The organism is Mammaliicoccus sp. I-M35 (assembly GCF_022386455.1).
In the GTDB taxonomy this organism is placed as follows: domain Bacteria; phylum Bacillota; class Bacilli; order Staphylococcales; family Staphylococcaceae; genus Mammaliicoccus; species Mammaliicoccus sciuri_A.
In genome coordinates this window covers 23,394-37,188 of sequence record NZ_JAJNIL010000005.1, presented here as the reverse complement: position 1 = coordinate 37,188, position 13,795 = coordinate 23,394, and the positions used below count along the sequence as shown (strand labels likewise).

11 protein-coding genes are annotated in these 13,795 nt (G+C 32.0%); 3 read left to right on the top strand and 8 right to left on the bottom strand.

The genetic code is table 11. The features are described 5' to 3' along the window. Positions 1 to 32: 32 nt before the first annotated feature. The 5 genes from LQ679_RS06965 to bshC all read right to left on the bottom strand — a co-directional run bounded on the left by LQ679_RS06965 (position 33) and on the right by bshC (position 5,815). Positions 33 to 2,288 carry a penicillin-binding protein gene (locus LQ679_RS06965; RefSeq protein ID WP_037587531.1) on the bottom strand — a complete coding sequence of 752 codons (2,256 nt, stop codon included), beginning with the start codon at positions 2,286 to 2,288 and terminating at the stop codon, positions 33 to 35. Further along, positions 2,275 to 2,655 (bottom strand): cell division protein FtsL, encoded by a 381-nt coding sequence (ftsL, locus tag LQ679_RS06960; RefSeq protein ID WP_037587528.1) that lies wholly within the window; start codon positions 2,653 to 2,655, stop codon positions 2,275 to 2,277. Before ftsL ends, LQ679_RS06965 begins: the two co-directional genes overlap by 14 nt. Before the next feature lie 19 nt (positions 2,656 to 2,674). Then, positions 2,675 to 3,610, bottom strand: a complete 936-nt coding sequence (gene rsmH, locus LQ679_RS06955) for a 16S rRNA (cytosine(1402)-N(4))-methyltransferase RsmH (RefSeq protein WP_037587526.1) — start codon at positions 3,608 to 3,610, stop codon at positions 2,675 to 2,677. 11 nt (positions 3,611 to 3,621) lie between these two features. Continuing rightward, positions 3,622 to 4,053 (bottom strand): division/cell wall cluster transcriptional repressor MraZ, encoded by a 432-nt coding sequence (gene mraZ / locus LQ679_RS06950; RefSeq protein ID WP_025904608.1) that lies wholly within the window; start codon positions 4,051 to 4,053, stop codon positions 3,622 to 3,624. Between the two features lie 145 nt (positions 4,054 to 4,198). Next, positions 4,199 to 5,815: a bacillithiol biosynthesis cysteine-adding enzyme BshC gene (bshC, locus tag LQ679_RS06945; protein WP_126476921.1), complete on the bottom strand. Its 1,617-nt coding sequence runs from the start codon at positions 5,813 to 5,815 to the stop codon at positions 4,199 to 4,201. A 134-nt stretch (positions 5,816 to 5,949) separates the two neighbouring features. Here bshC and LQ679_RS06940 point away from each other — a divergent pair, with 134 nt between their 5' ends. After that, entirely contained in the window at positions 5,950 to 6,396 is a 447-nt protein-coding gene (locus tag LQ679_RS06940) for an N-acetyltransferase (protein ID WP_037587520.1), read from the top strand. Positions 6,397 to 6,445: 49 nt separating this feature from the next. Here LQ679_RS06940 and LQ679_RS06935 read toward each other — a convergent pair whose 3' ends face one another. After that, on the bottom strand, positions 6,446 to 7,441 hold the full coding sequence (locus tag LQ679_RS06935) for a YdcF family protein (protein WP_239762324.1): 996 nt from the start codon (positions 7,439 to 7,441) through the stop codon (positions 6,446 to 6,448). Between the two features lie 162 nt (positions 7,442 to 7,603). Between LQ679_RS06935 and LQ679_RS06930 the strand changes: the two genes are divergently transcribed. After that, the gene (locus LQ679_RS06930; protein WP_239762323.1) at positions 7,604 to 8,662 is read left to right on the top strand and encodes an aminotransferase class IV; all 1,059 of its coding nucleotides are present in this window, start codon (positions 7,604 to 7,606) and stop codon (positions 8,660 to 8,662) included. Positions 8,663 to 9,288: 626 nt separating this feature from the next. Here LQ679_RS06930 and LQ679_RS06925 read toward each other — a convergent pair. Both LQ679_RS06925 and LQ679_RS06920 read right to left on the bottom strand, forming a co-directional pair. After that, positions 9,289 to 12,636, bottom strand: coding sequence for an endo-alpha-N-acetylgalactosaminidase family protein (locus LQ679_RS06925; protein WP_275589908.1), 3,348 nt, complete (start codon positions 12,634 to 12,636; stop codon positions 9,289 to 9,291). Between the two features lie 168 nt (positions 12,637 to 12,804). Then, positions 12,805 to 13,041, bottom strand: coding sequence for a hypothetical protein (locus tag LQ679_RS06920; RefSeq protein WP_037559882.1), 237 nt, complete (start codon positions 13,039 to 13,041; stop codon positions 12,805 to 12,807). A 193-nt stretch (positions 13,042 to 13,234) separates the two neighbouring features. Here LQ679_RS06920 and LQ679_RS06915 point away from each other — a divergent pair, with 193 nt between their 5' ends. Beyond that, on the top strand, positions 13,235 to 13,789 hold the full coding sequence (locus LQ679_RS06915; RefSeq protein ID WP_239762322.1) for a GrpB family protein: 555 nt from the start codon (positions 13,235 to 13,237) through the stop codon (positions 13,787 to 13,789). Positions 13,790 to 13,795: the final 6 nt, after the last annotated feature.

Below are 13,795 nucleotides of genomic sequence, written 5' to 3'. Positions count from 1 at the left end.
TTTCTTTTGTATATTATCTATCATCCTGTGATTTATGATTCACTAGATGTTTTTTCTTCTTTACTATCTTTTTTATCATCTTTATTTTTGCTTTCATCTTTAGATGTTTCTTCATCATCTGGAACTTGTCCTATTGAATCATCACCATTCGGATGATTGTTAGAAAGTGTAAATTTAACTTTAGTACCAGATTTAATTGTTTGGTTCTGACTGACAGATTGCTCAGAAACATAACCAGAACCTTCTGATTCTACTTCAATACCTGTCGCTTCTTGTAATTTTAGTAAATCTCGTTTAGTCCAATTTTCAGTATCAGGCATCGTCATTTCACCGTCTGTAACGAGTAAAATCCTTTCTTTATCTTGGACATTTTTACCTTTAAGCGGTATTTGTTTCTTAATTTTATCACCTTTACCAATTACAATTGGCTCAAGTTTTTTACCTTTTATTGCATCAGTTGCTTTTTGTGTACTCATATTAACAACATCTGGTACATCTGATTCATTTGTCTTAGCTTTGCCTTCAGTTTCTTCTACATCTAAATATTTCAATGTGTTTTCCATAATTGGATTGAAACCTCTTGATACACCATACTCATACGCCTCTAAGTCACGTTTTTGTGCAAGTGACATACCAGCATAAACTACCACTTCAGGATCTTTAGCTGGCGCATAGCCCATAAAGCTTACGAAATAAGGATTGGCACCATCTACATAACCACCGTTTTTAGTATCTGGTACTTGAGCTGTACCGGTTTTACCTGCAACTCTGTAACCATCTATTTTATAGTTAGTAGCATGACTTTCTTTACTATTTACTACTTTATCTAATTCTGTCATTGTCTTCTTGGCTGTATCTTTAGATATTGGATTACCAACTACTTTTTTCTCGCCTTTTTTAATCGTTTCGTTACTTTCTTTGTTTTGAATCGATTTTACATAATAAGGTTCGAGCATATTACCTTGATTTATAATAGCTGTTTCAGCTTGTAACATTTGGATTGGCGTTACTGTAGTAGACTGACCAAATGAAGATGTCTTTCTTTGAAGTTCGTTATCAAATGCAATATTCCCTGGCGCTTCACTATCAAATAAGCCACCTGTTTTTTTACCGAAACCAAATTTCTCATAATATGCCTTTGCTTTATCAGCACCGACTAAGTCTTGAAGTTTCATCATTAATGTATTCGCTGAATATGTAAATCCAGTTGTCATAGGGATATTTCCCCAACCATCATCGTTCCAATCATAAATTTTAAATCCATCTATTTCTCTATGACCTGATTTAAATTTCTTGTTTGGTTCGAATTTACCTTCTTCAATTGCTGCAGCTAGACCATATGTTTTGAATGTTGAACCTGGTTCGTAAGTATTTTGATATAAATCATTCGCCCATTTTTTCCCGAAGTCTTTTTTCGTATCAGGATTAAACGTAGGTCTCTGACTGTAACCTAGAATTTCACCAGTTTTCGCATCCATGACAACCGCAAATAAATCTTTAGGTTCATAGCGATCTACCATTTCGTCGAGTGCATTTTCAACAAAGACTTGAATATTAGAGTCTAGTGTAAGATGTACATCATCACCATTTTGCGCTTTAATACTATCTTCACTGTTCGGTACGAGCATACCCCATATATCTTGCTTATAAGAGTTTTTACCCGTTTTTCCTTTTAAATAGCTATCAAATACTTTTTCAGCACCTGATACACCTTTTAATTTATTCGTATCTGGGTCTTTATCTGCTAAACCTATTAGATGAGACGCGAAATTACCATTAGGATAAAATCTTTTTTTCTCCGTTTCAAACGTCAATCCTGGTAATTTAAGCTTTTCAATTTGTGTTTTTTGTTTATAAGTTAAATCTTTACCTTTTTGACCAAACTCAACTTGAAAGGCATTTTTAGTTTTAAGTTTATCTAAAATATCATCTTCATCCATATCAAGAATTTTAGCTAATGCTTTAGCTGTTTTCTTCTTGTCTTTTACGTGTCGAGGTTTATCGCTACCTTCGCTCATTTTTTTATCTAATATTGCCACTAATTTATAACTATCTGTATCTTCGGCAAGCACTTTACCATTACGATCATAAATTTTTCCACGTTCAGGTTCAGCGACTGTTTGTCTTAAATATTTCTCACTTGCCCTGTACGCTAAATCTTCACCAGCTGAGTGACCACTGATCATTAAATACGAATATCTTACGGCCAATATAAAAAAGAGCAGTCCGAAAAAACTTACTAAGAGGACTGCTCCTATTTTATTTTTCTTTATTTTAATTTTGGGCATCACTACGCACTACCTTTACATTGTCATTATTCAACTTTAGACCGTAGTCTTCAGCTTTTTCGTAGATGCGTTCGTATGACGATTGTTTCATTGATTCCGTCTTCAAATCACTGTTTGTTGTTTGTTGTTGTTCAATTTTACTGTCTAATTCTGCGATTTGTGTCTTGTTATTATACGCATCCATTTTTAAAGATAGCATATAAATACTTATCAACGCAATCATAGTTATTAATGATATGTATACGACTTTTTCGATCCTCGATATTCCTACTACCTTGGTCTTTTTTACTTTTTTCTTCTGTGGTTCGAGTTGTGGCTCTTGCCACTCATCAGGTCTATAATTCGGATATACTCTTTCTACTGCCATTCAATTGCCACTCCTCTGTTTACTTCAAAATTTCCGCAACTCTTAACTTTGCACTTCTCGCTCTATTGTTATGCTCAAGTTCTTGTTCATCAGAAATAATTGGTTTTTTGTTTACTCTTTTTAGTTTCGGCTTGTACGCTTCCGGTATAACCGGCAATCCCCTTGGTACATCTGGGCCTTTTTCATATTCTTGAAAGACTTGTTTACACAAACGATCTTCTAAAGAATGGAATGTAATAACTGAAATTCTTCCGCCAACTTTAACGTGTTGTATTGCCGCTTCAATAGATGTTTCAAATGCACCTAATTCATCATTAACTGCTATTCTAATCGCTTGGAAGACACGTTTAGCAGGGTGTCCACCCTTTCTACGTTTAGCTGCTGGAATACCTTCTTTAATTAAATCCACTAGTTCGAAAGTCGTTTCTATAGGTGCTTGTTCTCTTCTTGCTTCAATCTTTCTAGCTATTTGTTTTGAAAATTTCTCTTCACCATATCTAAAAAAGATTTTGACAAGTTGTTCATATGACCATTCATTTACCACTTCATAAGCTGATAAAGATTGTGATTGATCCATTCTCATGTCTAATTTAGCATCATAATGGTAACTAAATCCTCGTTCTGGCGTGTCGAGCTGTGGACTAGATACACCAAGGTCATAAAGTACACCATCTACTTTACTAATATGTAGTTCTTCTAATATATGTTCTAAATTTCTAAAGTTGTTTTGTACAAAAATCACTTTATGCATATGGTCCTTTAAGATACCTTTAGCATGTTCAATTGCTGTTTCATCTTGATCGATTGCTATAAGTCGGCCTTGGTCATTCAATTGTTCAACTAGGTACAAACTATGACCAGCTCCACCTAATGTACAATCAACGTAAGTACCATCTGGTTTTATGTCTAATTTATCTACTGTTTCTTTCAATAGTACGGATACGTGATGAAACATTTAATTCACTCCTAAAAATCAAAGTCAATGAGATCTTCCGCAATGTCCTCAAAATTGTCTTCAGATTCATCATAAAAATCATTCCACGTAGAACGATCCCATATTTCAATTCGGTTAGAAACACCAATAACAGTACATTCTTTACTTAAATTAGCGTAACTTCTTAAATTTTGAGGGATGTTAATACGTCCTTGTTTGTCTAGTTCTACTTCAATCGCACCTGAGAAGAACATTCTCATGAATTTACGGGCATCTTTTTTTGTAATAGGTAAGGTTTTGAGTTTTTCTTCGATGCGCGCCCACTCTTCAAGTGTGTAGCCAAACAAACATTTATCTAGGCCTCTAGTGATAATAAAACGTTCGTTCAAATCATATCTGAATTTAGAAGGCACAATCATACGCCCTTTAGTATCCAATTGATGTTGGTATTCACCCATGAACATTTTATCTCACCTCACCTTATTTATAATTTACCACATTCCCCCACAATCCTCCACTATTTATACAAGATTTCTTAAAATTTGTGTAAATAGTAAAAAAAACACCCAATTTACGATTTCGTAAATTGGGTGTTAATCCTTGTTATGACTATAGTTCAAGCGTTATATGTTTAAAAGTGTAACGAAGTGGTGGATAGGTGGAGGGACTGAACATAGTAATCCCAAATTGATTCATTACTTGGATAGGATTCCACACTCTTTCTTGTAATCCGTGGTGAGGATGTAATGTATGCTCTACTATTTCGAAATGTCTCATACTGATTTCATTTTCTCTTTCAACATTTAATAAATATCTATCTATTAAATATTGATATTGGTGCTGATGTATTTGATTATTTTTTTCGACTAATTTTCTGTTTTGATAATCGTCACCAATTTCTTTAATAAGTTTTTGATGAAATTGAGATTGGCTTTCTTTCATTTCTTCAATTTCTCTTAAGACTTCATCAGAAGCTTTTGCTCTAATAAATTTTTCTTTATCGTTTTGAATACCATCTACTAAAACAGTATCTAGATCTAAGTTATAGTTATCGATACATTTTTTCGCTTCTTGCGTTAAATAACTAATACGCATACGCGGTGTAACTATAGGCATTTCAATATTAAATAAATTGAATACACCTTTTAATTCACCCCAATAAATAATTTCACTTGGCCCACCAATGAAACTTAAAGTATTAAATAAATATTCTTCCATTAAAGGTCTAGTTACAACATTATTAGAAAATCGTTCAGGATGTTCTTCTACAAGACTGAGTAATTCATCTTTAGTAAAGGTTACATCTGTATCTTTATTTAAATAGAATTTTTCATCTTCGTACATAATGAGCTGCCTTTTGTCGTCATGCTCATAGAATAAGTGAACATTACCATCCGTTAAAATCATGCGCTTTTTAATAACTTCAGCAAATTGGTCTTGTGTATTTCTAAATGCTGAATCTACTTCTTCATGTTTTTCAATGATTTCCTTGAAAAATGGTACTTCTAAAGATCTTAGTTCTGGATCATTCGCATCAATTAATAACAACCCATATTCTTTAAACACTTCATGTGTGATGACTTTAAAAATTTCACTCCATGATTCAGAAGACTCGATTGCTTTATGAATCAATGATTGAATATCTTTAGAGTGAACAGTTTCTCCGATAGAACTGAACATGTCATTTAAAGCATCTTTGATTAGTGTTTTATCAAAATGATAATGAGAAACACTCTTTTCTGGTGGTTCTAACGTACTATATTTCACCTTATTTAACTGTCTTGAAATACGATCATACGCATATGTATGATTCACTTCATCAAAATCATGATCTTCACCTGCTATCCAAAATACAGGAATAATTGGCGTATTTAATTTTTCACTTTGTTCGTTAGCTAAAACGATAATTGAAATGATTTTATGGAATGTATATAAAGGACCGGTAAAGAGTCCAGCTTGTTGACCACCAATAATGACTTTGTGACCACGTTTTAAATTTTCAATGTTTTCAAGTTGTTTATCTGTTAAATCCAATTGAGACATATAATTGTATATGACTTTTGAAAGAGCTTCTTCTCTACCATTAGCTGATAAATTCGAGCGTCTTTCGAATTCAGATTGGTCCCCTGGTTTATATCCATAAAAGTTTATAATTTCAGTATTATGATTTGTATATCTCTCTATAAAACTATTTTGTTGATCAATTACAGTCTTCTTACAGTCCATACGAGTCTTTCTCCTTCGAAATTAATTACTATCAATAGTATAAAGATTGTAGTTAAATAAAACAATCTAACGGCTTATAATTTAAAATTTTATTCAAATGAAGTATAATTAAGGAAAGAACAAGGGGGATTATCATGGCTAAAGTAGAACATTTACAAATTAATTACAAAACTGAAGAAGCATTCGAACAATTTCGTAACTTCGGAAACGAAGGTTTATATATGGTTGAAGAATTAAAAGGAAAAATGATCGATGCTAGTTCAGATTCACCATTTTACGGTATTTATGTTGGCGACAAGTTAGTAGCAAGAATGTGTTTATTTAAGCAAGATGAAGTAGAAAAAACTTACTTCCCAGCATTTAATGATTACCTCATTTTATGGAAACTAGAAGTATTAAGAGACTATCAAGATAGAGGATACGGCAAACAGTTATTAGATTACGCTAAGAGCTTCGATTTACCAATCAAATGTATCGCACGTAATCAATCTAAAGATTTCTTCTTAAATCATGGTTTCCAAGATATCGAGCAACAAAACCAATCCGGTGAAGATATTGTGATATGGACACCAGATAAATAATATACTAAAGGTCCCGTAGAGTGAGTGCTCTACGGGACCTTCTTTTCGTTTATATTCCCCATAATGTGTAGCAAGCAACTGCTGCCAATAAGATAATCATCACCAGTGCATGTGTCTTTTTAAACATATAAATGATTGCTAAATATTCTCTAATATATGCATTTGGATAGAAGTATGATTTCGATGATCCGCCCGTAACAGTTGCGTTCATTTTAATTTTCTTAGATAAAAATGCTGCTCTTAAAATATGAAAATGATTAGAAACAATCGTAGCAATTGCATGTTGTTTATAAGTGTTCATTATCTTCATAGAGAACACTAAATTTTCTTCTGTATTAGTTGATTTGTCTTCCATTATAATTTCTTCATTACGTATGCCTTGTTCCACTAAATATCGTCTCATCGCTTCAGCTTCACTGATTGCTTCATCCGAACCTTGGCCACCACTTACAATCATTTTAGTATCTAAACTTTTTCTTTTTAATTTAATCGCTTGATCTAATCTCGCTTTTAAAAGTGGTGTTACCTTTTCTCCTATAATACCTGCACCCAGTACGATAATAAAATCTTGTTTCTTTCTTTTAGAAATGCCACTCACAATCCAAGCGTATAAATTATGCAATATAAATATTAAATTCAAATAGTAAAACAAGCTAGAAATAGCAATTAATATCAATCCGTTCCATAATTCTACTAACAGATACGGTTTAAAAACAATGATTAAAAAGTTAATTAAGATGAAAGATCCGTAACCAATGACAATCATGTTTGTTACAATTTTACCTTCATTTGCTATTCGCTTTTTAGTATTTAATAAAGCTAAGAGCATAACCACAATTACAATTAAACAGTAAATGATATTCGCTATGATAATGTAATTAATATTTAGATTTAAATCTAATGTTGGCACAATGATTTCAATCAATATCGTACTCATTAAACTGATGATAAACAATCCTAATAAGAAGACATTTTTATATTGTCTAAAATCCACTAAATAACTGATTATAAATAAAATTAAAAATGCTAACGTAACAAACATCATCGTCACCTCCTAGCCTATTATTTTCACAATCAAAGTATATCATCATAACCAACAAGATACACATAAAATTATTTTCAGAATTTTCAAAATAAATATTGAATTAGGTCAATATAGCTGATATACTATTTCACATTACTTACTTAAATATAGGAGGCAATTTATATGGAATATCAATCATCAAGTAGTCAAACAAAGGACGAATGTGAATCCACCTTTGGTAACAAAATGTTAACTATGTCGTATCAATCATCAAAAGGATGGTCTTCTCCTATCATTAAAGATTATGCACCTATCACAATTTCTCCAAGTGCACAATGTCTTCATTATGGTCAAACCGTTTTTGAAGATATGGTCGCCTATCATATCAATGACGATATTCATATCTTCAAACCTTTCGAGCACTTTGAAAAGTTCAATCAATCACTGAACCGAATCGAAATGCCAGCTATTAATAAAAGCGAGCTACTTTTAGGCATCCAACACCTTATTAATCAAGAACGTCAACTATTCGATTTACATGAACATCAACCTGTTAACATTAGAACAGTTATGTTTGCATCAGAGAATAAATTAGGTGTTAGTAAATCTGATACATATGAACTCATTACATTCCTATCTCCACTACCTAAAAAGCTGAATTGCCTAACACCAGAACTTATAAAAGCACATGTAGAAGATGAATATGTTAAATCTGTTACAGGTGGTGCTGGTTTTACACAATTTGGTGGTAACTACGCCGCTTCATACGCTGCAAAATCTAAAGCAGCTCAATTCGGATACGACCATGTAATTTGGCTAGATGGTAGAGAGAGAACCTATATAGAAGAATTAAATAATATGAACATTTTCTTTGTTATCAATCATACACTGATTACGCCAGCATTAGACGGTATTACAGTACCAGGTGTAACACGACAATCAATTATTGAATTAGCAAAAGAATTAGGCTATCAAATAGAAGAAAGAGAAATTAGTATTGACGAAGTCCTTCAATCATATAAAGATGGATTATTAACAGAAGTCTTTAGTACGAGTACTTTGAATGCTATCACCCCTGTCTGTGAAATTAAATATAAAGACAATGTTTTAACCATTCATAACAATAAAATCGGACCAATTACACAACATTTATATACAACTTATACATTTATTCAGCAAGGTAAGCTTCCAGACATGCATCAATGGAACTATACAATCGAACGAGAACCAATCAAAATGTAGTATCTGTAAAAAGACTGGCACAACAATTTTGCCAGTCTTTTTTATTTGGAAAAATCAATGTTAGTGGGAGCTTCTATGTTGCTTGTTTGGTGTGTCTTGCAACATACGGAGCTTCTATGTTGCTTGTTTGGTGTGTCTTGATAAATACGTGGCACTTATTTATCTTGTTTCACCAGTCTTGATAAATACCAGGCACTTATTTATCTTGTTTAGTCAGTCTTGATAAATACGAGGCACCTATTTATCTTGTTTGGTCAGTCTTGATAAATACGAAGCTCCTATTTATCTTGTTTAGTCAGTCTTGATAAATACGAGGCACTTATTTATCTTGTTTGGTCAGTCTTGATAAATACGAGGCACTTATTTATCTTGTTTGGACAGTCTTGATAAATACCAGGCACTTATTTATCTTGTTTGGACAGTCTTGATAAATAGGAGGTCCTCAACATTGCTTGTCGCGTCTCACTTGCAATATTCAGACCTCCAACATTGCTTGTCGCGTCTCAGTTGCAATATTCAGACCTCCAACATTGCTTGTCACGTCCCACTTGCAATCTTTTCCCATCCTATTTCTAAAAATATGAAAAGGAGTCTAGAACATTTCTGTCCCAGACTCCTTATGAACTTTATTTATCTTTCACTTCTTTAATGACTAAATTATCTAATACGAAATCTTTAGTCCCTTCAAAGTTCACTTGGCCTTCATTTTTAACACCTTTATTGTCTGCCTTTTTATCTGTTGATGCTATGCCAATCCATGTTTGACCATTTTTATGACCTTTAATTGTCGTTTTGAATTGACGATGTTTTTTATTATCTACAGTACCTTTCAATGGTGTTTCTTTATATTTTTGATTATCAATATTGTCGTTACCTGTAGCAAAAGCATATGTGTCATCAGATCCTGCTTCATAATCAAATGAAACTTCATATGTCTTATTTGGTTCAAATCTAAAGTTTTGAGGTATCGTTTGATAAGCAAGTTTATTCTTTTCTACTTGACCATTAATTTTTAATGACCATGTACCATCGATGACATCACTTATACGTTTATTGTTCCACCCACGTTGTGTATATGGTGCATGTTTTTCGGATAAGTGTGTTCTGTTATCTTCTACGCCTTCAATATCAGATACGACAAACGGGAATATGCCTTGAGGTACTTTTTCAAAATTTTGTTTAAACACTTTATCTTGTGAATATAATTGTTGATCATTTTCAAAAATTCGAATGTCATCAAAATATGTGACACCTTCACCTTTATCTCTAGAAAGCATTAAAGTTGCTTTACCATTTTTAGGTGCTTTAAAGTGCACATACATATTTTGAAAATAACTGTCATTACCTTTCGTTGCAGATTCTTTAGTTGTATTATGAGCGTTAGCTTTAACATAATTTTTAGCGATGGATTTAGTTGTATAATTTTGATGTGTCGTACCATCTGCATCTACACTAATACGTGCTTTTTGATCACTTCGATTATCCACACCAACATAAACTGCATATTGTTTACCAGGTTTCAAATCTGTTAATTTTTGTTTCAATTCAACATTTTTCTTCGGATTATTAATCGTTAACATATTGTCGCTACTGTTTGATTTCGTAATAGAAACGTCTTTTTTAGATCCTTTAATTTTCCAATCTTTAAGATTTTCTGCATTAAATCCTGGATCTTTAATATGCATATCTTCTCCGTATTTTACTTTCTCATTACGTTGTTTTGATTTATACAATACATATGGTGTATTTGCTTTAACATTGCTTAAAGTAACTTTTCCATCTTTAACGCGCACATTATCAACATATTGACGACCATGCTCTGTTAGTTGGTATAATTTTAAATGCTTACTATTCCAACCTTTTGGTAATTCCCAAGTTGATTCTCCACCATCTTCATTATAATGATAGAGCTTTTGTTTCTTACTGTTTAATTGCTTGCCATTTTCATCCCAGTTCCATGGAATTAAATATTTATTGTCATCTAATATCTTTTGACCATTTAACGTTATCGTTCTAGATCTGTAGTTTTCTTTGTCATTTTCATAATCATTAGATTTACGTTTAATAACTACTTTATCTTTACCATTTTTTAATTGGATTTCCATTTCAGGCGTCCATTCAACTGTTTGGTCATTTGCTGTCATTTTGACTGGCTTGCCATCTACCCACTTCGTAACTTCAAAGTGCTGTAAGTATTTAGTAGATAAATTTGTTTTAAAGATATTGTTGATGTATTCATCAAAGTTGTTTCTACCTTGCCAACCTTCAAAGTCTTTCATATCATATCCACCGAGTAATGGATAATCAGCTGCGCCTGAATAAGTTTGGTAATTACCTACCCAAGATTCTTTCTCGTGGTTTCGAATAAATCTTGCGACTTTTGAATTAATCCCTTTGTTTTCATATCCACCATAAGTTAAATCTGCAGCCCAATGTTGGAATGTTGAATCATATTCCATACCGTGACCCCATTCAACAGCTACTCTCCAACCTAAATCTTGTATTTCTTTTGCTAATTGATGAGACATCCAAGCTTGGTTATCACCTGATTGACCATTGCCCCATACATCTACATAAATAAAGTCTAAATCTTTACCTACTTTATCTTTAAAAGCTTTTAATCGGTCTTTCCTACCGTGCAACATGTCATATTTTGCATCAATGTTAATACCTTGATCTAACCAATTCCAACCATAATTATACGTACCGTCTTCATTTTTTCTTAAACGGTCGGGATTAAATGCTTTAGACTCTGGATATGTTTCACTCGCATTAATATGTACGCCAAACTTTGCACCATATTTCTTACCGTTCTTAAGTAATTTCTTCATATCTTCTGCGCCACCAATACGTTGACCAATATTATCATAATCAAGATGACCAGAATCGTGACCTTCACTACCATATCCTTTTAATATAATGGACTGACCTAACCCATCTGTATTTAAATTAACTTTTTTTACACCATCAAGCGATTTTAAAAATGGATTTTGTGCTTGTGAACCGAAATTCATTGCGATACGGTGTGCAACTAAATCAGGTACAGACTCTGAACTTGTCGGATGATTCATGATAGCTCTATATGCAATAGCACCATCTTGCCAATCTGTTTTTCCATCACCATTTTCATCATCTGTTATAACAACTTTTGTTTTCGGCATTAATTGTTGTTCTTTAGCATTTTCATAACCTTGACCAGGCTGCAATATCCATTTAGAACTGGATAAACCGACATATTTATCTTTATCTACTTGTTCCGAAGTCGCATTTATTCTCGTATAATCTAACTCTCCAGTTCCTTCAGAATGTTGTGAATTACTCCAAACACCTGCACTCGTCTTATCATTTGAAACAAAACCATACATCATTGGATAATTAAAATCATCTTCAATATCTTTGTTAACTTTAAAGTTTTTATCGCCACTTTTCATCGTATTTGTAGACATACGTGTTGTTTGTAAGTTAGCATTTTTCTGTTTAGAATTCACAGAAACTAATGAATGATTAGGTATTTCAATATCTTTTATTATAGTATCATCACTTTTACCATCTAACTTATTTTTATAATCCTTCATATCAAAATGCAATTGGTTATCTTTAACCTTCATCTCAATTGTAAATTCAGCATCTATTTTTTTATCTTTATTAGAAGCAATTAATTGATATTGAGCTGCATGTGCATTAAGTTTTTTATACTTAACTTTCGGTTGAACCGATTTACCATTCACTTTAATCGTCTTAATTTCTTTAACTTGGCCATCCATCTTCTTACCATTTTTCAAAGTATATTCAATAGCCCTTGGAAATGACTTATCAACCATCACTTTCATCTTATTGCCCTTTAATACGTCCCCTTTGTCTTTTGCTTCTACATGATGATTCGTCAGCGTTAATAAGCTGAACAACATAACAGAAACAATTGATACGACAAACAGTTTTTTCCTCCATACAAATGTTTTATTACTAAAATTCAAATTAAACACCCCTTTTTAAATTTGAAAACTTACATTTATTGTATACTTTTATATCATTATAGTCTAGCGTTTTTGTTCTATAATGTTTGATTTAACTTTCTATTTTGTTCATATAAACAAAAAGAACGAAATGATGAGATTCATCATTCCGTTCACAATTCATACTATTTATTTATAATTTTTAATTACTCTGACTATCAGTGCAATCATGGGAAAAATCATTAAGACAAGAACAATATAATATAAATTAACAATACTATTTTCCCAAGTAATTGGCACAATCACACCAAGTGCCATAATAAGCACTAAAATGATAATGTTAACAAACATGCATACTAACAAATCACGAAAACTTGATTTATTCTTGTAATCGAATGTTTGCTTCCAAAAATTTATATATGTCATAAGCAACCCTCCATTCCATTTACAGAATATACCAAATATATCAATTAATATCAATTGTTTTTTAGTGGATCATAAAAAATATTAAGAACATAATTTGTTTTAAATTACTCAAATAAGTTAAACTTAATTTACTATCTAGAATGATGAGGCATATTATGAATTTATGACATATTCAAAAGGACTGATAAAGATAATGAAGGTTAATATCGAAAAATATAATCCTTATTGGGTAAATCTTTTTGCAAAAGAATCAAACAATATAAAAAGAATACTTGGTGATGAATTACATTCAATTCATCATATCGGTAGTACATCGATTCCACATATATCTGCAAAGCCAATTATAGATATTATGCCTATCGTTAATAATATTGACAATGTGGATAAATATAATCTTGCTTTTGAAGAGTTTGATTATGATGTGCATGGCGAATATGGAATCGTTAATAGAAGATACTTTACTAAATTTGATAAAGAAACAAATAAAAAACTTTACCATGTTCATATTTATGATCGTAAAGATGATAAAAACATTATTCGCCATCTCGCTTTTAGAGACTTCTTAATTGAGTTTCCAAAAGTAGCAAAAGAATATGAGGATTTAAAAATGATGCTCATTAATAAGTATTGTGGAGACAAAGAGCAATATGTAAATGGAAAAAATGAATTTGTAAAAATGACTGAAAAACTTGCTATAAATTGGTATTTACAAAAAAAGATTACCGACTATAATTCTTATCAAAAATAAAATATA

Bases quoted from the DNA above. Each gene is read 5' to 3' on its own strand.
- LQ679_RS06935 (WP_239762324.1), bottom strand. From the start codon at position 7,441: ATGATGTTTGTTACGTTAGCATTTTTAATTTTATTTATAATCAGTTAT.
- LQ679_RS06965 (WP_037587531.1), bottom strand. From the start codon at position 2,288: ATGCCCAAAATTAAAATAAAGAAAAATAAAATAGGAGCAGTCCTCTTA.
- ftsL (WP_037587528.1), bottom strand. From the start codon at position 2,655: ATGGCAGTAGAAAGAGTATATCCGAATTATAGACCTGATGAGTGGCAA.
- LQ679_RS06915 (WP_239762322.1), top strand. From the start codon at position 13,235: ATGAAGGTTAATATCGAAAAATATAATCCTTATTGGGTAAATCTTTTT.
- LQ679_RS06920 (WP_037559882.1), bottom strand. From the start codon at position 13,041: ATGACATATATAAATTTTTGGAAGCAAACATTCGATTACAAGAATAAA.
- LQ679_RS06930 (WP_239762323.1), top strand. From the start codon at position 7,604: ATGGAATATCAATCATCAAGTAGTCAAACAAAGGACGAATGTGAATCC.
- LQ679_RS06940 (WP_037587520.1), top strand. From the start codon at position 5,950: ATGGCTAAAGTAGAACATTTACAAATTAATTACAAAACTGAAGAAGCA.
- rsmH (WP_037587526.1), bottom strand. From the start codon at position 3,610: ATGTTTCATCACGTATCCGTACTATTGAAAGAAACAGTAGATAAATTA.
- mraZ (WP_025904608.1), bottom strand. From the start codon at position 4,053: ATGTTCATGGGTGAATACCAACATCAATTGGATACTAAAGGGCGTATG.
- bshC (WP_126476921.1), bottom strand. From the start codon at position 5,815: ATGGACTGTAAGAAGACTGTAATTGATCAACAAAATAGTTTTATAGAG.